General features: G+C 63.9%; 23 protein-coding genes. 12 read left to right on the forward strand and 11 right to left on the reverse strand.

Going from position 1 to position 25,127, the window contains the following annotated elements:
* Positions 1–73: 73 nt before the first annotated feature.
* Positions 74–712 carry a VUT family protein gene (locus ATC00_RS19000; RefSeq protein WP_064253972.1) on the forward strand — a complete coding sequence of 213 codons (639 nt, stop codon included), beginning with the start codon at positions 74–76 and terminating at the stop codon, positions 710–712.
* A 45-nt stretch (positions 713–757) separates the two neighbouring features.
* Here ATC00_RS19000 and ATC00_RS19005 read toward each other — a convergent pair whose 3' ends face one another.
* From ATC00_RS19005 to ATC00_RS19020, 4 genes are all read right to left on the reverse strand, one after another.
* Complete coding sequence (locus tag ATC00_RS19005) at positions 758–1,762, reverse strand: esterase-like activity of phytase family protein (RefSeq protein WP_064253973.1); 1,005 nt, start codon at positions 1,760–1,762, stop codon at positions 758–760.
* Positions 1,763–1,865: 103 nt separating this feature from the next.
* The gene (cobT, locus tag ATC00_RS19010) at positions 1,866–3,758 is read right to left on the reverse strand and encodes a cobaltochelatase subunit CobT (RefSeq protein ID WP_037388602.1); all 1,893 of its coding nucleotides are present in this window, start codon (positions 3,756–3,758) and stop codon (positions 1,866–1,868) included.
* A 98-nt stretch (positions 3,759–3,856) separates the two neighbouring features.
* On the reverse strand, positions 3,857–4,852 hold the full coding sequence (cobS, locus tag ATC00_RS19015) for a cobaltochelatase subunit CobS (protein WP_037388605.1): 996 nt from the start codon (positions 4,850–4,852) through the stop codon (positions 3,857–3,859).
* Between the two features lie 75 nt (positions 4,853–4,927).
* On the reverse strand, positions 4,928–5,566 hold the full coding sequence (locus tag ATC00_RS19020) for a J domain-containing protein (protein ID WP_037388607.1): 639 nt from the start codon (positions 5,564–5,566) through the stop codon (positions 4,928–4,930).
* Positions 5,567–5,690: 124 nt separating this feature from the next.
* On the opposite strand from ATC00_RS19020, the gene ATC00_RS19025 reads away from it, so the two are divergent.
* Positions 5,691–5,972 carry a BolA family protein gene (locus ATC00_RS19025; RefSeq protein WP_037388609.1) on the forward strand — a complete coding sequence of 94 codons (282 nt, stop codon included), beginning with the start codon at positions 5,691–5,693 and terminating at the stop codon, positions 5,970–5,972.
* Positions 5,973–5,975: 3 nt separating this feature from the next.
* Here the strand turns inward: ATC00_RS19025 and ATC00_RS19030 are convergent, their stop codons facing one another.
* From ATC00_RS19030 to ATC00_RS19040, 3 genes are read right to left on the reverse strand one after another with little or no spacing between them, the layout of a single operon-like run.
* The gene (locus tag ATC00_RS19030) at positions 5,976–7,283 is read right to left on the reverse strand and encodes an HlyC/CorC family transporter (RefSeq protein ID WP_064253974.1); all 1,308 of its coding nucleotides are present in this window, start codon (positions 7,281–7,283) and stop codon (positions 5,976–5,978) included.
* Positions 7,280–8,410 carry a 3-dehydroquinate synthase gene (aroB, locus tag ATC00_RS19035; protein ID WP_082912426.1) on the reverse strand — a complete coding sequence of 377 codons (1,131 nt, stop codon included), beginning with the start codon at positions 8,408–8,410 and terminating at the stop codon, positions 7,280–7,282. The genes ATC00_RS19030 and aroB overlap by 4 nt, the downstream gene beginning before the upstream one ends.
* Positions 8,407–8,994, reverse strand: a complete 588-nt coding sequence (locus tag ATC00_RS19040) for a shikimate kinase (RefSeq protein ID WP_064253975.1) — start codon at positions 8,992–8,994, stop codon at positions 8,407–8,409. The genes aroB and ATC00_RS19040 overlap by 4 nt, the downstream gene beginning before the upstream one ends.
* Before the next feature lie 155 nt (positions 8,995–9,149).
* Between ATC00_RS19040 and ATC00_RS32985 the strand changes: the two genes are divergently transcribed.
* The 7 genes from ATC00_RS32985 to ATC00_RS19070 all read left to right on the forward strand — a co-directional run bounded on the left by ATC00_RS32985 (position 9,150) and on the right by ATC00_RS19070 (position 15,819).
* On the forward strand, positions 9,150–9,299 hold the full coding sequence (locus ATC00_RS32985) for a hypothetical protein (RefSeq protein WP_018235448.1): 150 nt from the start codon (positions 9,150–9,152) through the stop codon (positions 9,297–9,299).
* Complete coding sequence (gene xerD / locus ATC00_RS19045) at positions 9,296–10,237, forward strand: site-specific tyrosine recombinase XerD (protein WP_064253976.1); 942 nt, start codon at positions 9,296–9,298, stop codon at positions 10,235–10,237. Before ATC00_RS32985 ends, xerD begins: the two co-directional genes overlap by 4 nt.
* A gap of 63 nt (positions 10,238–10,300) precedes the next feature.
* The gene (locus ATC00_RS19050) at positions 10,301–11,254 is read left to right on the forward strand and encodes an acetyl-CoA carboxylase carboxyltransferase subunit alpha (protein ID WP_037388624.1); all 954 of its coding nucleotides are present in this window, start codon (positions 10,301–10,303) and stop codon (positions 11,252–11,254) included.
* A 277-nt stretch (positions 11,255–11,531) separates the two neighbouring features.
* On the forward strand, positions 11,532–12,941 hold the full coding sequence (locus ATC00_RS19055; protein WP_037388626.1) for a L,D-transpeptidase family protein: 1,410 nt from the start codon (positions 11,532–11,534) through the stop codon (positions 12,939–12,941).
* Positions 12,941–13,177, forward strand: a complete 237-nt coding sequence (locus ATC00_RS19060) for a sulfurtransferase TusA family protein (protein WP_037388629.1) — start codon at positions 12,941–12,943, stop codon at positions 13,175–13,177. Before ATC00_RS19055 ends, ATC00_RS19060 begins: the two co-directional genes overlap by 1 nt.
* A 109-nt stretch (positions 13,178–13,286) precedes the next feature.
* Positions 13,287–13,769, forward strand: a complete 483-nt coding sequence (locus ATC00_RS19065; RefSeq protein ID WP_037388632.1) for a methyltransferase family protein — start codon at positions 13,287–13,289, stop codon at positions 13,767–13,769.
* A 229-nt stretch (positions 13,770–13,998) separates the two neighbouring features.
* Entirely contained in the window at positions 13,999–15,819 is a 1,821-nt protein-coding gene (locus ATC00_RS19070) for a M10 family metallopeptidase C-terminal domain-containing protein (protein ID WP_064253977.1), read from the forward strand.
* A 36-nt stretch (positions 15,820–15,855) separates the two neighbouring features.
* Here ATC00_RS19070 and ATC00_RS19075 read toward each other — a convergent pair whose 3' ends face one another.
* Together ATC00_RS19075 and ATC00_RS19080 are read right to left on the reverse strand one after the other, a co-directional pair.
* Positions 15,856–16,995, reverse strand: a complete 1,140-nt coding sequence (locus ATC00_RS19075) for a CobW family GTP-binding protein (RefSeq protein ID WP_064253978.1) — start codon at positions 16,993–16,995, stop codon at positions 15,856–15,858.
* Positions 16,996–17,060: 65 nt separating this feature from the next.
* Positions 17,061–18,167 carry a D-alanyl-D-alanine carboxypeptidase family protein gene (locus ATC00_RS19080; RefSeq protein ID WP_037388639.1) on the reverse strand — a complete coding sequence of 369 codons (1,107 nt, stop codon included), beginning with the start codon at positions 18,165–18,167 and terminating at the stop codon, positions 17,061–17,063.
* 141 nt (positions 18,168–18,308) lie between these two features.
* Here ATC00_RS19080 and ATC00_RS19085 point away from each other — a divergent pair, with 141 nt between their 5' ends.
* Together ATC00_RS19085 and ATC00_RS19090 are read left to right on the forward strand one after the other, a co-directional pair.
* Positions 18,309–19,472, forward strand: a complete 1,164-nt coding sequence (locus ATC00_RS19085; protein WP_064253979.1) for a M20 aminoacylase family protein — start codon at positions 18,309–18,311, stop codon at positions 19,470–19,472.
* Between the two features lie 23 nt (positions 19,473–19,495).
* The gene (locus ATC00_RS19090; protein WP_037388644.1) at positions 19,496–19,960 is read left to right on the forward strand and encodes an Lrp/AsnC ligand binding domain-containing protein; all 465 of its coding nucleotides are present in this window, start codon (positions 19,496–19,498) and stop codon (positions 19,958–19,960) included.
* Between the two features lie 18 nt (positions 19,961–19,978).
* On the opposite strand, the gene ATC00_RS19095 is transcribed toward ATC00_RS19090, so the two are convergent.
* On the reverse strand, positions 19,979–21,025 hold the full coding sequence (locus tag ATC00_RS19095) for an NAD(P)-dependent alcohol dehydrogenase (RefSeq protein ID WP_064253980.1): 1,047 nt from the start codon (positions 21,023–21,025) through the stop codon (positions 19,979–19,981).
* 219 nt (positions 21,026–21,244) lie between these two features.
* On the opposite strand from ATC00_RS19095, the gene ATC00_RS19100 reads away from it, so the two are divergent.
* Complete coding sequence (locus tag ATC00_RS19100; protein WP_064253981.1) at positions 21,245–22,186, forward strand: AraC family transcriptional regulator; 942 nt, start codon at positions 21,245–21,247, stop codon at positions 22,184–22,186.
* 4 nt (positions 22,187–22,190) lie between these two features.
* Here ATC00_RS19100 and ATC00_RS19105 read toward each other — a convergent pair whose 3' ends face one another.
* Positions 22,191–25,121, reverse strand: coding sequence for an aminotransferase (locus ATC00_RS19105; RefSeq protein ID WP_173827778.1), 2,931 nt, complete (start codon positions 25,119–25,121; stop codon positions 22,191–22,193).
* Positions 25,122–25,127: the final 6 nt, after the last annotated feature.

Consider the following 25,127-nt stretch of genomic DNA (forward strand, 5'->3'; position numbering starts at 1 on the left):
CGTGTTCGATTCATCGGCCGGTGCCTGCATTCGGTAAGATCCTCTCACTGGTGGCATCTCCCAGGATAAAAAAATGCTGATCAACCGTACGTTCTTCGTCTATGTCGCGCTGATGACCTTGGTGGTCGTCGCGTCGAACATCCTCGTGCAGTATCCCCTGCCCGGCTCGATCGCTGGCATGCAGCTCGGCGACCTCCTGACCTGGGGCGCTTTCAGCTATCCCTTCGCCTTTCTGGTCACCGATCTCACGAATCGCCAGTTCGGCCCGCGCATTGCGCGCCGCGTCGTTGTCGCCGGCTTCGTGGTCGCCGTCGCGCTTTCCTTCTTCGCCGCGACGCCGCGGATCGCGATCGCCTCGGGCTCGGCCTTCCTGCTCGGCCAGCTTCTCGACATTTCGGTATTCAACCGGCTGCGGCGTCAGACCTGGTGGCGCGCGCCGCTCGCCGGCTCGCTGATCGGCTCGGGCCTCGACACGGCGATGTTCTTCTCCTTCGCCTTCGCACCGTTCTTCGTCTTCCTCGGCCCGAACGACAGCTTCGCACTCGAAGCAGCACCGCTCCTCGGCCTCGTCGCCGATGAAGCGCCGCGCTGGATCTCCTGGGCGCTCGGCGACCTCGCGGTGAAGATCCTGTGCGGCATCGTCCTTCTGCTGCCCTATGGCGCGCTGATGAGCGTCATCAAGCCGATGCCGGCGGTCAAGGCCACCGCGTGAAGTTGAAGAGATGAACAGACCGGGCCGGTTTGGCCCGGTCGCGCTTCAGTTGGTGTAAGCGTCCCTCAGCCGAAACTCGAGCATCAGGTTGCGCTCGAGGATCGAATGGTTGTCGTCGGAAACCAGGATCAGCCGGGTCTCGCCGTCGGGCCGGACGACGACATCGAGCCCTTCCATGTTGTCGATCTGGTAGCCCATGTCGGCCTCGAGCAGCACCTCGCCGTCGACCACGGCGCCCGGGCGGATATCGGCGGCGGCGAGCCGCCGGATGCGCATGCCGAGTCCCGAGGCGAGATTGAAGCGGCGCTCCAGGACGAGCAGATCGCCATTCGGCAAGAACGCGCCGTCGGTCACCGCATAGGGATCGTTGCGCACCACCGCGAAGGCGCCCCGCAGCGGACCGTCGAGTATGCCGGCCAGGAGATTGTCGGACGGATCGACGCTCCGTTCCGCGACGATCACGGCAGCGCCGGCGAGCGGCCCATCCTTCGGCGCAATTGCGATCGTCTCCAGGCCGCCATTGCTGCGCAGCTCCTCGACCGGAAAGGGTAGGCTCATCTGGCCGATCGGCCGCGATGCGGCAAAACCCGGGTCCGGATAAACGTCGACCCGCGCCGCCTGCTCGAAGCTGACGATGACCGCGGCGTCGCGCAGCGCCAGCCCTTCGGAATCCACCTTCCATTTCTTGAGCTGAGCCCCGCCATTGGCATCGGTCATCGCGGTGATGGCAAGGTCGGTCAGGCCCTGTAGCCTGCCCGCCGCATCGCGAATAACGGCGCCCTCGACCCAATGTCCGGTATCGAGAACGGCGACGAAGGATTCGCCGTCCGGCCGGAAGCGGATCGCCGAAACCGCTCCGAACAGCGCATTGGGCGAGGTCATCTCGATGCCGCCGATGAATTCAAGCCTGCCGAAGGTCGTGGCGTCCGAGCCGACCTTGAACTGCGAGATCTGCCGGCTGTGGATCGGAACGATCTCACGGAGTGCCTCCGCCTCCGCAGCGACGGTCGACGCCAATAGGAAGAGAACGGCAAGGGATCGGCGGAGCATGGTCTAGGCACAACCTTCCAAGGAGGCGACGCAGGTGCTGACGGACGGGCAGCCTCCTAGCAGATGATGGAGATGCAGGCGAATTTGCGGCGTGGCAAACCGATCAGCCGGCCCGGCGCAGGCCTCCGACGCGGCCATGCCTCTCTTCCTCGAAGAGGGCGGCAAGCTGCTCGGTCATCGCGCCGGCCAGTTCGTCCGCGTCGACGATCGTCACGGCGCGGCGATAATAGCGGGTCACGTCATGCCCGATGCCGATCGCCAGAAGCTCGACCGGCGAGCGCGTCTCGATCTGCTCGATGACGGCCCGCAGGTGACGCTCGAGATAGTTGCCGGCGTTCACCGACAGGGTGGAATCGTCGACCGGCGCGCCGTCGGAGATCATCATCAGGATGCGCCGCTGTTCCGGCCGGCCGAGCAGCCGGTCATGGGCCCACATTAGCGCCTCGCCATCGATATTCTCCTTGAGCAATCCCTCGCGCATCATCAGGCCGAGATTGCGGCGCGCGCGGCGCCAGGGGGCATCGGCCGACTTGTAGACAATGTGGCGCAGGTCGTTGAGGCGGCCCGGCGACTGCGGTTTGCCGCCCGCCAACCATTTCTCGCGGGACTGCCCGCCCTTCCAGGCCTTGGTGGTGAAACCTAGGATCTCGACCTTGACGCCGCAGCGCTCCAGCGTGCGGGCGAGGATGTCCGCACAGGTGGCGGCGACGGTGATCGGCCGGCCGCGCATCGAGCCGGAATTGTCGATCAGCAGCGTAACGACCGTGTCGCGGAAATTCGTATCCTTCTCCCGCTTGAAGGAGAGCGGCTGCATCGGATCGATGATGATCCGCTGCAGGCGGGCAGTATCGAGGAACCCCTCCTCGAGGTCGAACTCCCAGGAGCGGTTCTGTTGCGCCATCAGCCGCCGTTGCAGGCGGTTGGCGAGGCGGCCGACGGCCCCCTGCAAATGCGCGAGCTGCTTGTCAAGGAAGGCGCGCAGCCGGTCGAGTTCCGCCTCGTCGCAAAGTTCCTCGGCGGTGATGGTCTCGTCAAACTCGCGCGTATAGACCGCGTAGTCGACCTTTTCGTTCAGGTCGGCGAAAGGGTGGTTCGGCCGCTTGACCTCGCCGGGCGTCTCGCTGTCCTCGTCGCCCTCGTCCTGAAGGTCGTCGTCGGAGATCTCGGCGCCGTCCATCTCGCCTTCTTCCATCTGCTCTTCGGCAGACTGGTTTTCGTCGGCGGGGGCGGCGTCGGACCCCTCCTCCTCTTCGCTGGCGTTCTCGTCCTGCTCCTGGCTGCGCGGCTGGTCCTCGTCGGTTTCGCTTTCCTGCTCGTCCGGCTCGATGTCGTCCTCGCCGTATTTCTCTGCGACATCCATCGAAGCGAGCATGTCGCGCACGACCCGGGCGAAAGCCTGCTGGTCGTTGATCGCCGCCGGCAGGTTCGTGATGTCGGTGGAAGCCTTCTGCTCGATGAAATCGCGCCAGAGGTCGAGCACCTTGCCGGCCGCCGCCGGCGGCTTCTTGCCGGTCAGCTTTTCCCGCACCAGCAGCGCCACCGCCTCTTCAAGCGGCGCATCCGCTTGCGCTTCGATCGCGCCGAAATTGGCCTTGGCATATTTCTCCTCCAGCATGGAGGACAGATTGTCGGCGACGCCGGGCATGCGGATCGACCCGATCGCCTCGACCCGCGCCTGCTCGACGGCATCGAAGATCGCCCGCGCATCGGCGCCCTGCGGCGACATGGTCGCATGGATGCGGTCGTTGTGGCAGGCCTTGCGCAGCGCCATCGAATCGCCCAGACCGCGCGCCACGGCGAGCTCGTGCCGGGTTGGACGCTTGGAAAGCTCCGGGAGCCGGATGCGCTCGCCGGTCATCCCCGGGCGCTCGTTCGCGAAGGCGACTTCGAGCTCCGCATCCCCGGCGATCGACCGGACGCAGCCGGAAAGCGCCCGCTTGAACGGCTCGGCGGCGTTTTCCCTCGTTTGCGGCTTCGCCTTGGAATTCGAGCTCACGACAGTTCCTTCTTCAGCCAGGTCCAGCTGATACCGAGCGCATCACCAATCTACCCGACAGCCGGCCCGGTACGGCCGGGGCCGGCGCCTGGGCGAACTCAGGCAGTCGCTTCCAGCACGATATTGGCAGCGCTTTCCTTGAGCTCGACTCCGAAGGCACGCTGGTAGTGCTCGGCGACCAAGGCCCGCTCCAGCTCGTCGCACTTGTTGAGGAAGGTCACGCGGAAGGCGAAGGCGATGTCGCCGAAAATGTGGGCGTTCTCGGCCCAGGTGATCACCGTGCGCGGGCTCATCACGGTCGAGAGATCGCCATTGATGAAGGCGGCGCGGGTGAGATCGGCGACGCGCACCATCTTCGACACGGTCTCGCGGCCCTTGTCGGCCGTGAAGCCCTTCACCTTGGCAGCGACGATGTCGACTTCCTTATCATGCGCCAGGTAGTTGAGCGCGGTTACGATCGACCAGCGATCCATCTGCGCCTGATTAATCTGCTGGGTGCCGTGATAAAGGCCGGTCGTATCGCCCAGGCCGATCGTGTTGGCGGTGGCAAACAGGCGGAAGGCCGGGTGCGGGCGGATGACGCGGCTCTGATCGAGCAGGGTGAGGCGGCCGGAGGATTCCAGCACCCGCTGAATGACGAACATCACGTCCGGCCGGCCGGCATCATACTCGTCGAAGACGAGCGCGACATTGTGCTGATAGGCCCAGGGCAGGATACCGTCCTTGAATTCGGTAATCTGCAGCCCGTCCTTGACGACGATTGCATCCTTGCCGACAAGATCGATACGGCTGACATGGCTGTCGAGGTTGATGCGCACGCAGGGCCAGTTGAGCCGCGACGCCACCTGCTCGATATGGGTCGACTTGCCGGTCCCGTGATAGCCGGAGACCATCACGCGTCGGTTGTGCGCAAAGCCTGCAAGAATGGCGAGCGTCGTTTCCCGGTCGAAAAGATAGTCGGGATCGAGATCGGGCACATAGGCGTCACCCTTCGAATAGGCTGGAACGCGCAGGTCCGTATCAATGCCGAAAGCCTCCCGGACCGAGATCGTCGTGTCGGGGAGGTTGGAAATGTCGAGGTCAATCTTGCTCATCATGTCTCCAGAGCGGCCGCCGAACGGCCGCCGCGCATTCGCCTGCAAAAGTGTTTTCTGTCTTAATCCGCGTTGTTAGCAGAAACCAGCCTGTTTTAACAATTGATAGGCTTGAATCACGGCCCGAAAACGGTCTTCCGAGCCCCTGTCTCCGCCATTCGCATCGGGGTGGTGTTTCTTGACGAGATCCTTGTAGGCGGCCTTGATATCGGCGGAGGTTGCCGAGGCAGCAAGCCCAAGTGTTTCGAACGCCTTGGCCTCGAGCGTCTTCAGCTTGCGCAACCGCGGCTCGTGCCGCGCCTGCCGGGCGCGCGCCTCATTGAAGAAGCCGAACGGATCCCGCATCCGCGCCTGGGCGCCGGCGCTGCCGGAACGCATCTGCGATTGTGTCGGACCATTACGGGTATTCTTGTTGACGCCGACCGTCCAGGTGGGGCGATGCCCGGTGACCGCTTCCTTCTGGTAGCGGGCGATCTCGGTGTCCGAGAGCCCGGAGAAATAATTGTATCCCTTGTTGTACTCCTTCACGTGCTCGAAGCAGAACAGGAAATACTCGCCCTCGGCATTGCGGCCGACCGGAGCCCGATGCACGCCCGTCTTGTCGCAGCCGTCCCACTGGCACGTCGGCGTAGTCGGCTCCACGCGCGCCTGTGCCCCCTTGGGGCGCGTGCGGATGCGATCGAAGTATTTTGAATCGAGCTTCATGACAGCCATTATGGGGTTTGCGACGGGTCACAACAAGAATTGACAAAGCGGAATGTTGCTGGCTTTGTGCGCGCATTTTGCATCGCCGACGCTATATCGAGGCGCCAGAGCAACAGGAAAATGGGACGGAAGCATGTCGCTGCAAAGCCGCATCGAAGAGAAGCTTCAGAAGGCCTTCCATCCCGAACGGCTGATGGTAATCAACGAAAGCCATCTGCACGCCGGCCACCAGCCCGACTTCGACGGCGGCGGCGAAACCCACCTGCGCATCCGGATCATCTCGAGCGCCTTTGCCGGCATGAGCCGCGTGGCGCGCCACCGGGCCATCAACGACCTGTTGAAGCCCGAACTCGATGCCGGTCTCCATGCCCTGGCCGTCGAGCCGTTTGCCCCCGGCGAACCGACCCGCTGGTAGACCTCAGAGCCCTGCCGCCTCCTCCTCGGCCGGGCGGATGCGCAGCTTGGTGATCCGGTTCTTCACCCGCTTCATGACGATGAAACGCTTGCCGTAGAAGGTGAAGGCCTGCCGCTCCTCCGGAATGCTCTTGGATTCATGGATGACGAGACCGGCGACTGTGGTCGCCTCCTCATCGGGCAGCGACCAGTCGAGCACCCGGTTGAGGTCGCGGATCGGCACCGAGCCGTCGACGACGATCGAGCCGTCAGCCTCCTGTCGAACGCCCTGGATGTCGAGGTCGTGCTCGTCGGCAATGTCGCCGACGATCTCCTCGAGAATGTCCTCCAGCGTGACCAGGCCCTGAACCTGGCCGTATTCGTCGACGACGATCGCCAGATGCAGTTTTCGCCTCAGGAAGGCGTTGAGCTGGTCCTTGAGATTGGTCGTGTCCGGCACGAACCATGGCTTCTGCGCGATCCTGACGATGTCAACGGTATGCGGTTCGACACCCGGCTCGGCGAGCGCTCTCTGGAGATCCTTCGAATGGACGACGCCGATGATGTTGTCGGTCGAGCCGCGCCACAGCGGCAGGCGCGTGAAGGGGCTGCCGAGGATCTCCCGGACGCAGACCTCCGGCGGCTCCTCCGCATTGACCGCCTGCATGGCGGTGCGGTGGATCATGATGTCCGATACCTCGAGCTCGCCGAGATCGAGGACGCCGCCGAGCCGGTCGCGATCCGCCTTGACCACCGCCCCTTCCCGGTGCAGCAGGTCGACGGCACCGCGCAATTCCTCCTGGGCCGAAAGCATCGGCCGGTCGGAGGAAACATTCACGCCGGACAGGTTCAGCAGGCGGCGCACGATCCCATTTATAAGTGCCGATATCGGGCCGACGATCGCCACGAAGCGCCTCACCATGGGCGCCACGGCAAGGGCGAACCGATCGGGAGAGGCGATCGCCCAGCTCTTCGGCAGCACCTCGCAGAAGAGGACGAGCAGCACCGTCATGCTGAGCGTCGCGATCAGCACGGCGAAGTTGCCGACGAGGCCGATCAGCAGGCTGGTCGTCAGCGAGGTGGCCAGGATGCTGACGAGGTTGTTGCCGAGGAGCAGCGTTCCGACCAGCCGGTCACGCCGCTCGATCAGCCGGTTGACGAGGCCGGCGCGCCGGTCGCCATTGACCTCGAGCGAATGCATGCGTGCCCGGGAGGTTGCGGTCAAGGCCGCTTCCGAACCGGAGAAGAAGGCGGAGAGGAGCAACAGGCAGACGACCGAGAGAAGCGACAGCCAGTGCTCCGCCAAGAACAGCCATGCCGCCTCGATGCTCATCGCGGATGCTTTTCCTTGAGAAAGCCCAGCACCTCGGAAGCCGGAACGTCGTCGGCGACGAAGGACTGGCCGATGCCTCGCGTCAGGATGAAAGTGAGCTTGCCGCCCTTGACCTTCTTGTCCTGGGCGATCGCCTCCATCAGCCGCTCGGCCGGCGGGAGGTCGCCGGGAATGTCGGCCATGCGCGTCGGTAATCCGACCGCCTGGAGGTGGGCTTCGACGCGCCGCGCATCGTCCGGACTTGCAAGGTTCATCCGGGTGGAGAACTCGTGCGCCAGCACCATGCCGATCGCAACGCCTTCCCCGTGCACGAGCCTGCGGCTGTCATATTCGGTCGCGGCTTCGAGCGCGTGACCGAATGTGTGTCCGAGATTGAGCAGCGCGCGCAGGCCGTTCTCGCGCTCGTCGGCGGCGACGACGTCGGCCTTCGCCTGGCAACTGACGGCGATCGCCTCAATGCGAGCCGACCCGCCGGCAAAGACCGCCTGCCAATTGCGCTCGAGCCAATCGAAGAAATCCGGCTTGTCGATCAGGCCGTATTTCGCAACCTCTGCATAGCCGGCGCGGAACTCGCGAGGGCTGAGCGTATCGAGCACGTCGGTGTCGGCGAGCACCAGATCCGGCTGGTGGAACACGCCGATCAGGTTCTTCCCGTGCGGCGAGTTGATGCCGGTCTTGCCGCCGACGGAAGAATCGACCTGTGCGAGAAGCGAGGTCGGAATCTGGATGAAGCGCGAGCCGCGCCGGACAATCCCGGCGGCAAAGCCGGTCAGGTCGCCAATCACGCCGCCGCCGAGCGCGATCACCGCATCGTTGCGCTCGATCTTCGCCGCGAGAATGGCGTCGCACACGGGGATCAGATGCTCGAAGCTCTTGGTCTTCTCGCCCGCCGGCAGGACGAGCGAGACCGCATCGATGCTGCTCTCCTTAAGGCTCGCCATCAGCGGCTCCAGATAACGCGGTGCCACGTTTTCGTCCGTGATCACCGCCATCCGGCGGCCTTTAAGGCGGGAGGCGATTTCCCTACCCGCCGCGGCGATCAAGCCGGGGCCGATGAGAATGTCGTAGGACCGGTCTCCGAGGTCCACCCGGACCTTTCGCTCGGCGGGCGTCACATGGTTCATCATGGCATCTCGGCTTTCTTGCAGTCGGCGATGGCGGCGAGGACCTCCTCGACCATCGTCTCCTTTTTCACGTCGCGCGACAGGACCACGAGGTCCGCTTCGGCGTAGATCGGGTAGCGGGCCCGCATCAGGTTCTCGAGCGTCTGCTTGGGGTTTTCCGTCTTGAGGAGCGGCCGGGTGTCGCGCTTGTTCACCCGCTCCCACAGCACGTCGAGATCCGCATTCAGCCAGACGGTCAAACCGCCCTTCTTGATCTGCCGGCGCGAGCGTTCGTTGATATAGGCGCCGCCACCGGTCGAGACGACCCGCGGCCCCGATCTCAGCAACCGCTTCAGCACCCTCGCCTCGAGCGCACGGAACTCCTCCTCGCCATAGGCGGCGAAAAGCTCGCTCACCGTCATCCGCGACACCCGTTCGATCTCGTGGTCGGAATCGACGAAGGGTATCCCGAGCGCCTGTGCGGTCAGCCGACCGATCGCCGATTTTCCCGCCCCCATCAGCCCGATAAAAATGAGGTTGCGTCTACCGAGAGCGAGCTTCGCCCGCTCGGCGAGCGTCGCGGAATCCGGTTCGGTCACATCGTTCATTAGGCGTCACAGTCCCCATTCCCCTTCCGTATCGACAAATCGGCGGGGGGCGTCAAGTCGTCGCGCCGGCCGGGCCACGCTTCTTGAACTTGCCGGACGAGCCGTTCATATAGATCACGGTCCGCAATGGCGTTACCCGCGTACTGGAGACTGAAATGCCAACCCTGTTCCGGTTCCTGTTCTTCTGCGCCGTGGTGGCCGGCATGATCTATGGAACCATGGTGGCACTCGTCACCTTCGTCGAACCGGTAGAGCGGGACGTGACGGTGCGCATTCCGTCTGAACGGGTCAACAAGCCGCAATGACCGATCTTTCGGAGGCCCACCTCGAAGCTTTCCTGGAAATGATGAGCGCCGAACGGGGCGCGGCGGTCAACACGCTGCAATCCTACGAACGCGATCTCAGGGATGCCAGCGCCTTCCTGCGCACCTGCGGCACGCGGCTCAATGCGGCCACTGCCGACGATCTGAGACGCTATCTCTCGCATCTTGCCGGCGAAGGCTTCAAATCCTCCTCGCAGGCACGCCGACTGTCGTCCCTCCGGCAATTCTACAAGTTCCTCTATGCGGAGGGGCTGCGCGGCGACGACCCGACCGGGATTCTCGACGCGCCCAAGAAGGCGCGCACCCTGCCGAAGACGCTCAGCATCAACGATGTCATCCGGCTGATCGGCCAGGCCGAGGCGGAGGCCGGCTCCGGCGGCGAGGACGCCTTCGCGAAGCTTCGCATGCACGCCCTCCTGGAGCTTCTCTATGCAACCGGCATGCGCGTCAGCGAGCTCGTCTCGCTGCCCGCAAGCGTGCTTGCGCAGAATGGCCGCTTCCTGGTCATCCGCGGCAAGGGAAACAAGGAAAGGCTCGTGCCGCTGTCGCAGGCGTCGATCCGCGCCATGCGGACCTATGGCGATGCGCTGCGTGCGATAGAGGCGGAAACGGAGAGCCCGTGGCTGTTCCCCTCCTCCGGCAAATCCGGCCACCTGCCGCGCCAGGTCTTTGCCCGCGACCTCAAGAGCCTCGCGGCTCGTGCTGGTATCAGGGTCGCGGCGATCTCGCCGCATGTGCTGCGCCATGCCTTCGCCAGCCACCTCCTCGCCAATGGCGCCGACCTGCGCGCCGTGCAGGAACTGCTCGGCCATTCGGACATTTCGACGACACAAATCTATACGCATGTGCTTGAAGAACGGCTGCACGAGCTGGTGCAAAACCACCACCCCCTTGCCAAACAGGCGAAAAAACAGGATTAGGACCGCCGGGCAGGTTGGCTTTGCCGGACGGTCCTTGTCGCAAAACGATCGGAAACGCATCTCATGCACAACTATCTCGACTTCGAAAAACCCATCTCTGATCTCGAGGGCAAGATCCTCGAATTGAAGAAGCTTGCCGGCGAAGACGAGAGCGTGAACACCTCCGACGAGATCGCGCGGCTCGAAGGGCGCGTTCGCGATGCGATGATGGAGATCTATTCCAAGCTGTCGCCCTGGCAGAAGACGCAGGTCGCGCGCCACCCGTCCCGGCCGCATTTCCTCGACTATGCTGCGGAACTCTTTACCGAGTTCACGCCGCTTGCGGGCGACCGCAACTTCGCCAATGACGATGCGATCCAGGCGGGCCTCGCGCGGTTTCGCGGCGCGCCGGTCGCGGTGATCGGACAGGAAAAGGGCAACGACACCAAGTCGCGCATCAAGCACAATTTCGGCAGTCCGCGTCCCGAAGGCTATCGCAAGGCGGTCCGCGTCATGGAAATGGCCGACCGGTTCGGCCTGCCGCTGATCACGCTCGTCGACACCGCCGGCGCTTATCCGGGCGTCGGCGCCGAGGAGCGCGGCCAGGCCGAGGCGATCGCCCGGTCGACCGAAATGTGCCTCAACGTCAAGGTGCCGATCGTCACCGTTGTGATCGGCGAAGGCGGCTCCGGCGGCGCGATCGCGATTGCGACCGGCAACCGTGTCTATATGCTCGAGCATGCGATCTACAGCGTCATCTCGCCAGAGGGGGCGGCCTCGATCCTCTGGCGCGACTCGACGCGCGCCAAAGAAGCGGCCAGCAACATGAAGATCACCGCCGAGGATCTGAAGTCCCTCGGCGTCATCGACGGCATCATTCCCGAACCGGTCGGCGGCGCCCACCGCGACCCGCAGGCCGTCATCGGTCGCACCGGCACGGTCATTGCCGATGCGCTGAAGGAGTTGTCCGGACGCAATGGCGAAGAATTGCGCGCCGACCGCCGGCAGAAATATCTGAACATTGGCCGCAATCTCTGACCGGCGAGGTGCGGCGTGATCAGCGGCGGCCTTTCGCTTTAACCTCGTTCGGAGCCCAAGGTTAACCATTGCGATCAACTTGGCGCTCTCGACAACCGGAAATCGGGACTGTGGCCAAATCTTGGCCATATTCATGACGTCATGAGAAACGGCCGTTCGCAGGGGGCGCCTGCACGGTTAAGATTTCGTGAAGGATAATGACTTACTGATTCGTTGACACCTCTCCCTCGCGGAAGGGCGTGTACGGATGGAATCTGGCTAAAACGGGCCTTTGCCAATGCGTTTCAGGAATCTTGTTGCCACCGCCGTCATTGCAGCCGCGCTCGCCGGCTGCACCAACGAAACGCTCGATTCGGTCAATCTCTCCTCCGTCAAGAACAAGACCGAATACCAGCTGTCCGGCAAGATGGTCGGCAAGATGAAGGAACTGGGGATGCAGAAGACATCCCCGATCCTGTTGCGCATCTTCAAGGAAGAGGGAACGCTCGAGGTCTGGAAGGCGAATGCGTCGAGCCGCTTCCAGCTTCTGAAGAGCTACAAGATCTGCGCCTGGTCGGGCAAGCTCGGCCCCAAGGTGAAGGAAGGCGATCGTCAGGCGCCGGAGGGTTTCTATCCGCTCTATCCGCACCAGATGAATCCCAATTCGAACTACTATCTGGCGATCAATACCGGCTTCCCCAACACCTATGACAAGGCGAATGGCCGCAGCGGCACGCATCTGATGATCCACGGCGCCTGCTCATCGTCGGGCTGCTATTCGATGACCGACGAGCAGATCATCGAGATCTTCGCGCTCGCCCGCGACGCCTTCAAGGGCGGCCAGGAGAACGTCCAACTGCAGGCCTTCCCCTTCCGCATGACGGCCGAGAACATGGCCCGCCACCGGGACAATCCGAACATCGAATTCTGGAGGATGCTGAAGGTCGGCTACGACCAGTTCGAGGTGACCAAGCGCCCGCCGCAGGTCAATGTCTGCGAGAGGAAATACGTCTTCAACCAGGAGTCCGATGGCAGCTTCAACCCGGCCGGCCAGTGCCCCGCCATGTCGACGCCGCCGGCCTTGCAGGTGGCCATGGCGAATTTCGATAAGGACTACCAGCGCGACTATCAGAAGGCGCTGAGGAAATACGACGGCATGGTCTGGTACGAGCCGAGCGAAGCGGAACGCAAGGCGATCGTTGCCGAGCAGCGCAAGGGCCGCGAGCTTGCCTATGCGCCGACAGGCACATCGCTCGACGCCGGCAAGCTGATGAAGGTGAGCGATCTCGAGAAACGGCTCACTGCGCAGAAGGAGGCCGAAGAGGCCAAGCAGGCCGCGCTGATCCAGAAGGAAGCGCTGGAGAAGGCGACGCGCGACGGCAAGGCGGTGCCCGTGCCGCAGCAAAGCCCGATCGAACGCCCGGTTCAGCAGGCGGCGCTGCAGACGGCACCCGCTCGGAAATCCTTCTGGAACCTGTTTTCGAAGAGCGAGCCGGAAGCACAGGCGTCGGCACCCGTCAACGCGGCGCCCGCGGAGCCGAGCGCAGCTCAGGCGGCGGCTCAGCAGCCCGCCCCCGGTCAGCAGCAGACAGCCGCGCCGGCCGAGGCAGATCCTCAGGTGGCCACCGCCCCTGCAGCCGGCAGCGAAACGGCCCCGGCGGAACAGCCGCCGAAGAAGCGCCCGTTCTGGAAGATCTGGGGCAACTGATGCCGGACGAGTCAAGGATCGTCTATGATTTGAGGGGGCTGAAATGCCCCCTTCCCGTTTTGAAGACGCGCAAGCGCATGGAAACGATAGCGCCCGGCGGGCTCATCGAGGTCGAGACGACCGATCCCCTGGCGGTGATCGACATCCCGCATTTCTGCAACGAGGATGGGCACCGGCTCGAGCAGGCGGCATCGACCGCCGGCGGCCATCGCTTTCTCATTCGCAAGAAGACTTAGCCAATTGCCGCAAGCACGGCCCCGGCGCCGGCTTGCCTCAGCCTCGGCAGACCGGGCTCCAAGGTAATCGGAATTCTTGCTATCATCTCGAGCCGAGAGGGGGCGGTGGATGAACGAGGCGAATGACAATTTCCGAGACAGTTCCGGTGCGGTGGTACGGCCACCGATCGCCTGGGTTCTTGCGGTCGTGGCTGGGATCGTGTTCGACGCCGTCTTCCCTCTGCCGTTCCTGTCCCCGGACGTGCCCGCCGGTTGGCTGGGCGCCATCGTGTTTCTCGCCGGGCTGGCAATGCTGATCTGGGCGGCGGCGACCTTCCGTCGGGCGGGCACACATATCCAGACTGTCGAGCCGACGACAAAAATCGTCGAAGACGGGCCTTACCGCTACAGTCGCAACCCAATCTATATCGGCATGTTCGTCGGCCTGATCGGCCTCGCTCTCGCCTTCGACAGCCTGTGGCTCCTCTTCATGCTGGTGCCGTTCTACTTCGTCATCCGCAACGGGGTGGTGGCCCGCGAGGAAGCCTATCTCGAGCGCAAGTTCGGAGACCTCTACCGCGCCTACAAGACCCGCGTCCGTCGCTGGCTGTAGCGCGCAGAGAAAGGCGTATCGGCCTTCCGGCGGCCCACCCAGTCTTCCCTTTACCGGCGCCCGGCGCGAGCACGCCGCTGTCGACATGCCGCAAAATTCTGCAGGGAAAATCGCCTGATCGCGCATCTTCTATCCGGTTAGCGCGGAAGATTGGTGACGTCCCGTTGCTGCTCTGCTGAGCCGTCTGTATCCAACTGCCGATTGAAGCAGATTGGATGGGAAATCGTCGATGGCAACCTACAAGCGCGTCGCTTCCTCGAAGAATGCGGTCACCGACGGTGTGATCGGCGGCTACGCCTGGACGTCGAAGACGCTGACCTTCGGGTTCACCAAGCAGGACATCGACAAGAACGGCGTAGACGATTTCGCAGAGGGAGACTGGAAGGACTTCTATCGCGAGATGTTCGCCGATATCGCGGCCTGCATCAACGTGACCTTCCGCGAAACCGCGGCCGCCAATGCCACGCTGAAGCAGACGCTGCTCGACACCGGCGGCGGCGGCTTCTCCGGCGGACCGGGACCGACCGAAGATACGGTAACGACCGCCGTCGGCATCGACCCGAAGAGTGTGAAGGCAGCCGCCGACATCATTCGCCTCGGCACCTTCTCGGACGTCTGGCTGCACGAGATTGCCCATAGCCTCGGCCTCAAACACACGCATGACTCCTTGGCGGGACCAACCTTGCCCGGAGTCGCAGACGAGGACGACAAGGGCACGGGCCTGCTCAACTCGTCGATCTATTCGGTCATGGGCTATACCTACGCCTTCTGGGGCGAGGACAACCCGTTTACCTCGGCCAAGGATTTCGGAGCGACGCTGAACGCGCAGCCGGGCTCGCTCGGCGCAATCGATATCGCCGCGCTCCAGCACATGTACGGCGCCAAGGCCCACAACACCGGCAACGACCTTTATCGCTTCAGCGACGATGTCGACTTCAACCGCGGCTATACGACGCTATGGGACACCGGCGGCAATGACACGATCGCCTATACGGGCACCAGCCGGGCAAAGATCGACCTGCGTGCCGCGACGCTGAAGGCGGAGATCGGCGGCGGCGGCTGGCTTTCCACCTCGGAGACGCTGACCGGCGGGTTTACCATCGCCAACGGCGTGGTGATCGAAAACGCCAAAGGCGGCGCCGCGGCGGATATCCTGATTGGCAATGCTGCCGGCAACGTTCTCGACGGCGGCCGCGGGGCCGATCAGTTGCAGGGCCTCACCGGCAACGACACCTATATCGTCGACAACAGCGGCGATCGCGTGTCCGAGGCGGCTTCAGCCGGAACGGATCTGGTGAAGAGCAGCGTCTCCTTCACGCTGGGTGCCAATGTCGAGAGCCTTCTCCTGGCGGGCACCCTCGGCATAAATGGAACCGGCAACGGCCTCGCCAACAGGCTCACCGGCAATGCCGCCGCCAACATTCTGAGCGGCGGCGCCGGCAACGACACGCTGGATGGAGGCCAGGGGGCGGACAATCTGGTTGGCGGTTCGGGCAGCGACGCCTATATCGTCGACAACAAGGGCGACAAAGTCGTCGAAGCGGTGAATGCCGGGACCGACCTAGTGAAAAGCAGCATTTCCCTGACGCTTGCGGCCAATGTCGAGAACCTTGTCCTGACCGGTAACGCAAGCATCAGCGGCAAAGGCAACGCGCTCGCAAACGCGATCACCGGCAATGCGGCGGCCAACACGCTGGACGGCGGAGCCGGCAGCGATCTGCTCTCCGGGAATGCAGGCCGCGATCAATTCGTCTTCAGCACGGCGCTCGGCGCCAGCAATGTCGATCATATCCGCGACTTGTCGGCCATGGACGATACGATCGTACTGTCGAGCAAAATCTTCACGACATTGATGCCCGGCACTCTGTCGCCGGGTCTCTTCAAGGAAGTTGCGGCTGCAAAGGTCGATACAAGCGATCGGATTCTCTACGACAGCAGAACCGGCGCTCTCTTTTATGACGCCGATGGTTCGGCCGCGGGCAAGGCGGTGCAATTTGCCCATCTCGACAACAAGGCGGCAATTACCTCTGCCGACTTCTTCATCGTGTGACGATCTCGGCACTGCCGCGCTCGGGCGGCGGCATGATCAGAACTTCAGGCCGAGCACGGCCAGCGGATTGTCGGTAAGCGCCTGCGCATCCGGACGATCGACGCGCGGCTTGCCGGTGAAGGCGTCGAACAGATCGCGCACGAAATCCTCTTCGAGGCCCTTGGTGATCAGCACCATCCGTGTCCGGCGGTCGGACGGATCCGGCCAGGCGGCAAGCCGTTCGGGCGCGTGAAAGACAGATTGGACGCCGTGCAGAACCACCGGCCGCTCCGGCCTATCCGCGACGCAAACGATCGCCTTCATGCGCAACAGCTTCTCGCCGTGGGCGGAGCGCAGCAGATCGATGAACATTTCCAGCGCCATCGGCTCGATCGGTCGGTCATGAACGATGCTGAACGAACGGATATCGGAACCGTGGCGATTGACATCGTGATGATGGTGGTGGCTGTGGTGGCCGTGGTGGCCATGGCCGTGATGATGGTCATGATCGTGACCATTCCCTTTCTCGTCCTGCAGCCAGCGGCCGACATCGGCGACCTTGGTCGATGCGTCGTAGAGGCCGCAGGCGAACAGTTCGGCGCGGCCCGCCTCCTGCCCGTCGCCGTCGATGATCGGTGCGCGCGGATTGAGGTCCTTCAGAATATCGGAAAGCGCGTCGAGCTGCTCCTTGCTCGCCAGCCCCGTCTTGCTGATGACGAGCCGGTCGGCAACCGCGACCTGCTTCAGCGCCTCGACGTGGCCAGCAATCGTCTGCGCGCCATTGACCGCATCGACGACCGTGACCACGCCGTCGAGGCGAAAGTTCTGGGCGATGACCGGGTTGCCGAGCACCGATTGCAGCACCGGCGCCGGGTCGGCAAGGCCGGTCGTCTCGATGACGACGCGCTTCAGCGGCTTGATGCGGCCGGTCTGCATGCGATCCATCAGGTCGGCAAGGGTATCGACGAGCTCGCCGCGCACTGTGCAACACAGGCAGCCGTCGGAAAGCTCGATCACGCCGTCGCTCGACGACTCGACAAGCAGATGATCGATCGAGACATCGCCGAATTCGTTTATGATGACGGCCGTATCGGCAAGAGCCGGATCCTTCAGCAAGCGGTTCAGAAGGGTCGTCTTGCCCGCACCGAGGAAGCCGGTGAGGATCGACACCGGCACGACCGGCAATGGACCGTTCATGAAAGGACTCCGTTATAGACTTGGGCGAGATCCAGGCGGAAATCGCGCACGCATTCTCATCGCGCTCAGAAGCTGGGGCGTGGCACCGGAACCGGGACGTTGGCGATCTCGGCGACATCGCCCTGGCCGGCGACATCACTGCCCGCCTTGGCGGTCTTGTCGCCACTGCCCGGAATAAGCCCGGCGAAGGCAAGCTTCAGCGGACGGTTGAACTCGTGGATATAGGGCGACAGCAGCTTTTGCCGGCCGGCCTCGTCGCGGCCTTCGCTGCGGACCTTCGCCGCCTGCTTGGAGCAGATCTCCTTGCTGACGTCCGAAACCACTTCACGGCCTTCGCCGTAAGGCGCGATGGCGGTCAGCGACGGTTTTTCGGCCGCAGGGGTCGTCAGCGCCATTTGAAGAAGCCGGGCCGACTCGTCGGCGCGGGCGCCGAGGCTATCCTCGCCGAGCACCACCGATATGACGCTGCGGCCAGAACGGGTCGCCGACGATACCTGGTTGAAACCCGACGCGCAGATGAAGCCGGTCTTCATGCCGTCGGCGCCTTCGAAGCGGCCGATCAGCATGTTGTAATTTGCATAATCCTTCTTGCCGGTGGTGAAGCCTTCCAGCGAGAAATAGGACGCGTATTGCGGAAATTCGCGCTTCAGCGTGATCGCCAGAACGGCAAGGTCGCGCGCCGTCGTATACTGGCCCTGCCCCGGTAAACCGTTGGCATTGATGAAGTGCGACGAGGTCATGCCGATCCGCCGCGCTTCCGCATTCATTCGGTCGATGAAGGCCTGCTCCGATCCGCCGACCGTCTCCGCGATCGCCACGGCGACGTCATTGGCGGATTTGACGAGCATCATCTTCAGCGCGCTGTCGAGCGTCATCGCCTGCCCGGGCTTGTAGAACATCTTGCTCGGAGGCTCGGCCGCCGCATTCTTCGTCATGATCACCGGGCTTTCCAGCGTCAGCTGTCCGGCCTGGATCGCCCGAAACGTCGTATAGGCCGTCATCAGCTTGGTCAGCGAGGCCGGATACCATTTCTGGAAGATGTCCTGATGCTCATAGACTTTGAGAGTTGCGACATCGACGACGAGCCGCGGATTGGCCGACGCCGGAAGCGCCGCCGCCAATGCCGCACAAACACCGGCGAGAACGCCCACCGCGCCTGCCCTGTTGCGCATCAGAAGTCGAACTGTCACCACTACCTTAACCTCGAATTTCCGCAGTTGCCTCGTATCGTCCGGCTATTTAGCCTATATGGCAAGGAGATGGCAAAGCCATTCCGCCTGCCCGTCCACCGAACAGACCCACAGGGAAGCATCATGCCGATATTGAACCGCGCCGCCGAACTCCAGAACGAAGTGACCGAGTGGCGGCGCCATCTGCACATGAACCCGGAGCTCCTGTTCGCGGTGGAAAATACGGCAGCCTTTGTCGAAAAGAAACTGAAGGAATTCGGCGTTGACGAGATCGTGACCGGCCTCGGCCGCACCGGCGTCGTCGGTCTCATCCGCGGCAATCTGGGCCCCGGTCGGACCATCGGGCTCAGAGCCGACATGGACGCCTTGCCGATCACCGAGACCAGCGGCCAGGCGTGGTCCTCGACCACCCCCGGCAAGATGCATGCCTGTGGCCATGACGGCCACACGGCCATGCTGCTCGGTGCGGCGAAATACCTCGCCGAGACGCGTAACTTCGCCGGCAGCGTCGCCGTCATATTCCAACCGGCGGAGGAAGGCGGCGGCGGCGGCAACGAGATGGTCAAGGACGGCATGATGGAACGCTTCACCATCGAGGAGGTCTACGGCATGCACAATATGCCGGGCATGCCGGTCGGCCATTTCGGCAGCCGCGTCGGGCCGATCATGGCCTCGACGGACGAGTTCACCATCACCATCAAGGGTCGCGGCGGCCATGCGGCGCAGCCGCACAAGACCATCGATCCGATCGCCATCGGCGCCCAGATCGTCAGCGCGCTGCAGACGATCGCCTCGCGCACCGTCGACCCGCTTGCCTCGATCGTCGTCTCCGTCACCAAGTTCAATGCCGGCTTCGCCCACAACGTCATTCCGGAACAGGCAGTCCTGGCCGGCACGGTTCGCGCGCTGACCCCTGAGGTGCGCGACACCGGCGAGGCGCGCATCCGCCAGATCGCCGAAAGCATTGCCGGCGCCTATGGCGCGACCGTCGACGTCTGGTACGGCCGCAACTATCCGGTCACCGTCAACCATGCCGAAGAGACCGGCCACGCGCTTGCCGTCGCCGCGGCGGTCGCCGGCCAAGGCAACGTCAATGCCGGGCTTGATCCGATGATGGGCGGCGAGGACTTCTCCTACATGCTGCTTGCCCGGCCCGGCGCCTTCGTCTTCATCGGCAACGGCGAATCCGCCGGCCTCCACCATCCCGCCTACGACTTCAACGACGAAGTGATCCCGCACGGGATTACCTATTGGGTGAAGCTCGCCGAAGCGCGGCTCGCCGCCTGAGAGACGCGAGCGGGGGCGGGCAGATGCACCAGATCGACAAGACCGACCGCCGGATCCTCAATATCCTGCAGGCCGACGGGCGGATCACCAATCTCGAACTGGCGGACCGCATCGGCCTCTCGCCGACCGCGACGAGCGAGCGGCTGCGGCGGCTCCTGAAAGAAGGCTACGTATCCGGGTTCGGCGCGCGCCTCGATCCGCATAAGCTCGGTTTCGGATTGCTGGTCTTCATCGAGGTGATGCTCGACAAGACGACGCCGGAAGTCTTCGACCAGTTCGCCGCCGCCATCAAACAGGCGCCTGCGGTGCTCGAATGTCACATGGTCGCCGGCGGCTTCGACTACCTCGTCAAGACCCGTTTCGAGGACATGACCGCCTACCGCAATTTCCTCGGCCAGGTGCTTTGGACGCTGCCGGGCGTCAAGGAGACGCGCACCTATGCGGTGATGGAGGAGATCAAGAACGACGGGCCGCTGCCGCTTGTTTGACGGCAGCGGCTCATCAGATCATGCCTTGATCGAAGCCATGTCGATCACGAAGCGATAGCGCACGTCGCTCTTCAGCACCCTCTCATAGGCGGCGTTGACCTCCTCCATCCGGATTGTCTCGATCTCCGAGACGATGCCGTGCTCGCCGCAGAAATCCAGCATCTCCTGGGTCTCCTTGATCGAGCCGATCATCGAGCCGGAAATGCTGCGCCGCGCCGGCACCAGCGAGAAGGCATGCACCGGCACCGGCTTCTCGGGAATCCCCACGACCACGAAATCGCCGTCGACCTTCAGCAGGTTGAGATAGGCATTCCAGTCGATCTCGGTCCCGACCGTGCAGATGATCAGATCAAAGTTTCCGGCCAGTTTCTCGAAGGTCTGCGGATCGTTCGTTGCATAATAGTGGTCGGCTCCGAGTTTCAGCCCGTCTTCCTTCTTCGAAAGGCTCTGGCTGAGGACGGTGACCTCCGCACCCATCGCATGGGCGAGCTTGACGCCCATGTGGCCGAGACCGCCCATTCCGACGATCGCCACCTTCTTTCCGGGCCCTGCCTTCCAGTGGCGGAGCGGCGAATAAAGGGTGATGCCGGCGCAGAGCAGCGGGGCGGCCGCGTCGAGCGGCAGGTTCGCAGGGATCGAGAGGACATAGCCCTCCTTGACGACGATGTGATCCGAATAACCGCCCTGGGTGGGGGTCTTCCCATCGGCCTCGACACCGTTATAGGTCACGACCAGGCCGGGCATATAATGTTCGAGATCGAGATCACGGGTCGCACAGGTCGTGCAGGAATCGACGAAGCAGCCGACGCCGACCCGGTCGCCACGCTTGAACTTGGTGACCTTGGAGCCGACCGCCCGAACGATGCCGACGATTTCGTGGCCGGGCACCATCGGGAAGGTCGAGTTCCCCCATTCATTGCGGGCCTGGTGGATGTCGGAGTGGCAGACGCCGCAATATTGGATGTCGATGACGACGTCGTCGTCGCGCGGTTCGCGACGTTCGAAGGTGAAAGGGGCGAGCGGCTGCGATGCGTCCGTTGCCGCATATCCTCTTGCGATGGCCATGGGGTCTTTCCTTCATGTCTGGGAATAGCGCGCCGCGCGGAGGCATGGACCTCGGGCGGCAAGGCGGACTATGCTGTTCCCGTACGACACTGCGTTAGTGCGATCCTGCAAAGTTTTTGCACAATCCTGCAAGAATGAGAGAACGGCGTTGCGCCGCAACGTCCTCCTCCTATCTGTGCCCCATCTCGCAAGCCCCAAGCACCGGAAAGAATACCGAAGATGTCAGATATGCAACGGACGCCGCGCCAGGAGATGATCGAGATCATTGCCCGGATTGCCGGGGTGGACGGCGATCACCCGACGATCGTTCCGGGCCTCAGCGTTCATCGCCATTCAAGCTCCGCCAAGCCGAATTGTGCCGCCTACAAGCCGAGCCTGGCAATCATCGTCCAGGGAGCCAAACGCGTCCTGCTCGGCGGGGAGCTGTTCGTCTATGGCGCTTCGGACTATCTGCTGACCTCGATCGACCTGCCGGTCCTGTCGCAAATTTCCTTGGCTTCCAGCGAAGAACCCTATCTCAGCATGAATTTCCAGATCGATACGGCGAAGATTCCGGGACTTCTCGACAGGGTCGGCGACCAGACGGCAAGGTCACCCGCTTCGCCGCGGGGCATGACGGTCAACAAGCTGACTGCGGAGCTGGAAGACGCGGCGCTGCGCCTGCTGCGGCTCCTTGAGCGCCCCGCCGAGATGCCCGTCCTGTTGCCCCTCATCGAACAGGAAATCCTCTATCGGCTGCTGATGGGGCCGCATGGCGCGAGGCTTCGGCAGATGACGACCGCTGAAAGCCAGCCGCACCAGATCGGCCGGGCCGTCGCCTGGCTGAAGGAGCACTATTCCCGCCCGCTCCGCATCGACGACCTGGCAAGCCGGGTCAGTATGAGCGTCTCCTCGCTCCACCATCATTTCAAGGCGATCACGGCGATGAGCCCGCTGCAATACCAGAAGCAGCTCCGCCTGCAGGAGGCCCGGCGCCTGATGCTGGAGGAGCGCCTCGACGCGGGCGATGCCGGTCATCAGGTCGGCTATGACAGCCAGTCGCAGTTCAGCCGCGAATATGCGCGCCACTTCGGCGAGCCGCCGATGCGCGACATCGGCCGGGTTCGCCGAAGCCTCGTCGATCTTTTGACCGGTGAGCCGGAACTGCTGAGCGAGGGATAGGCTGCTACCACCCCTCCTCCAGCACCTTTGCCAGCATGTCGGCAAAGAAGTCGGCACTCTCGCGGCTGAGGCAGAGCGGCGGCTTGATCTTCAGCACATTGAGGTGGTCGCCGGTCGGCTGCATGATGACGCCGAGGTCGAGCAGACGGTCACAGATCGCCGCCGTCTCCTCCGTCGCCGGCTCCAGCGTCCCGCGGTCGCGGACGAATTCCACGCCGAGATAGAGCCCCATGCCGTGGACTGCACCGACGATCGGGAATCGCTGACCGAGCGCTTGCAACCGCTCCTTGAGGTGATCACCCACCGTGCGGGCGTTCTCCTGCAGTGCCTCGTCATGCAGGATGTCGAGCACGGTCAGCCCGACGACGGAGCTCACCGGGCTGCCGCCGGCGGAAGAGAAGAAATAGCCCTCCTTCTCGAGCGCCTCGGCGATTTCGCGGCGGGTAATCACCGCACCGAGCGGGTGGCCATTGCCCATGCCCTTGGCGACGGTGATGATATCCGGCACGACCCCCTGTTCCTCGAAGCCCCAGAAATAGTGACCGAGCCGGCCGTAGCCGACCTGCACTTCGTCGGCGATGCACACGCCGCCGCGCGCCCTGACCATCTGATAGACTGCTTCGAGATAACCGGGCGGCAGCGGGATGCCGCCGGCATTGCCGTAGACGGTTTCGCAGATGAAACCGGCGAGGCCCCCGCCCTTCTCATCCAGTTCCTCAAGCTTTGCCGCGACCGCCCCGACATAGTCGCCGGCCGAGCTTTCGCCGCGATAAGGGCCGCGATAGGTGTTCGGCGAGACGACCGGTTGCACCCATTCCGGCCGCGTGGTGAGCGCCTGCGGATTGTCGGCGATCGAGGTCGAGACCGCGTCGCTTGCGACCGTCCAACCATGATAGGCCTCCAGCAGCGAAAGCAGATTGCGCGCGCCGGAATAGGCCCAGGCGAGGCGGATGGCGAGGTCGTTCGCCTCCGAGCCGCTGTTGACGAGAAAGACCGTATCGAGCCCTTCCGGCGCAAGAGCGGTAAGCCGCTCGGAGAACTCGGCGACGGCCGCGTAGTGGAAGCGGGAATTGGTGTTGAGCAGCGACCATTGCCGTCCGACCGCAGCGGAGAGGCGCGGATGGCCGTGCCCGACAATGGTGACGTTGTTGACCATGTCGAGATAGGCCCGCCCCTCGACGTCGAAGAGATGCTCCTTCCAGCCGCGCTCGATCTGCGGCGGCTCGCGGTAATAGTTCTTCTGCGGCCGCGCGAAATGGCGCTGCCGTCGATCGAGCAGCGCCGCCGCTTGCGGCGGCGGCGCATCGCAATCGAAACCGAGGATTGGCCCCGGCGACGGAGAGAGCCTGCGCCAGGCCTCCGCCTGATGCGGGGCCGCGAAAGGCGGCGGGTCGATTTCCGCGGCGGTACAGAATTGCACGCGCATGAAGCCGAGCGCTGAAGCGTCGCCGGGGACCGTGCCGATCCGGTCCCCTGCCTCGACGCTCCCATCTTCAAGTCTTGCCGGCTCGATCCCCAGCAGATGGAGGTGGAGGCCATGCGTCGAAAGAATCAGCCTGCCGCCGCGCTGGTGCAGCTGGCCGGCAAAGGGGGCATGAACTGCGGTTTGCCCGTGCAGGCAGAGGTCGACGTGGAGGGCGAGCGTCTGGGGAGGCTTGGCCTGGAGGAGCCGTGTTTCCGTCAGGCGGAATTCGCCGTAGCGGGTCGCGGCCGTGCCGGCCGCCCGCGCCGCCGACTGAAGGAGCAGCGCCTCGGTATCCTCATAGTGCCAGCGGTCGGCGGGCAGATGCGGCCCGAGCAGCGACAGGTCGACGATGCCGACCCGGTGAGTGTCGATGTCCGGCAACAGGCGGCCAGTCTCCGGCAGGGCGGGCGATGCCTCCTCCTTGCCGATCGCCTGATGGATGGCGTGATCCATGAGCTCGAAGGGGACGGAGACCGCGACATCGAAGATTTCGCGCTCATGCGCGGCATTTCCCTGCACATAGGCATTCTCCGGCTCGATCTCGAGCTGCCGTGCCGAGCTCGCGACGAGAATGCCGGCGCGCGCGACGATCAGCGGCCAGAGCGCCTTGATTTCCGCCTCGGTCAGCGGGCAGACGGCATGGAACGCCGTGACCGCGGGCAGGATGCGGAAAGGATCGCCATCGGCGTGGTGAAGCAGCGACGCACAGGTGACGGCAAGTTCGGCGACTAGCCAGCCTTGGATCACGTCGCCGAAATCGATGATGCCCTCGGGCATCAGGCGGCCGCCCTTCTCCGCCCTGCTCACCACATTGTCGTCGGTGACATCGTGATGGATCGCCTGCAGGCGCAGCTCCGGCATCAGCGGCTGCACGCGGCGCATCGCCCCCACCATCGCCTCGGCGATGCGCTTGCGCAAATCGACATCGGTCATCGCCGAAAGCAGCTGGAGCGCCACCGGACCGGCCCGTCGGAGATCCCATTGCAGCTGCCGGACGAGCCCCGGATGGTCGAAGTCCGCGAGTGCCACGGCGAGCCGGCCGGCGAGGTCGCCAAGGGCCGAGACCGTTTCTGCCGACAGGTGTTTGCGGCGCGTAAGCGGCGTTCCCTCGAGAAAGGTCAGCAGCCGGAACTGGTAGATAACGTCGCGCACGGCGGCGCTGACGATCTCTTCGCCATCGCCTGCCGGGATGACCCGCGGCACCATCGGCGCGTTGGTCTTGGCGCCCACATGGCGCAACGCCGCGTTTTGGGCATCGAGTTCGACGCGCTCATATTCCGCCCTCGCTATCTTCAGCACGAAGCGGCCCTCGCCGGTATCGACGCGATAGTTGCGGTCCTGCTGGCTGCCGAGTTCGGTAACATCCTCGGAGATGCCGTAATGCTCGAGCAGGATCGCCTTTGCCTCGTCCACCGACACGTCGGGCCTTGCGAGCTCAGTGCGGCGTTTCAGCGAGTCCTCTTCCATCATTCCGCT

The sequence above is a fragment of the Sinorhizobium americanum genome (assembly GCF_001651855.1).
Taxonomy (GTDB): domain Bacteria; phylum Pseudomonadota; class Alphaproteobacteria; order Rhizobiales; family Rhizobiaceae; genus Sinorhizobium; species Sinorhizobium americanum.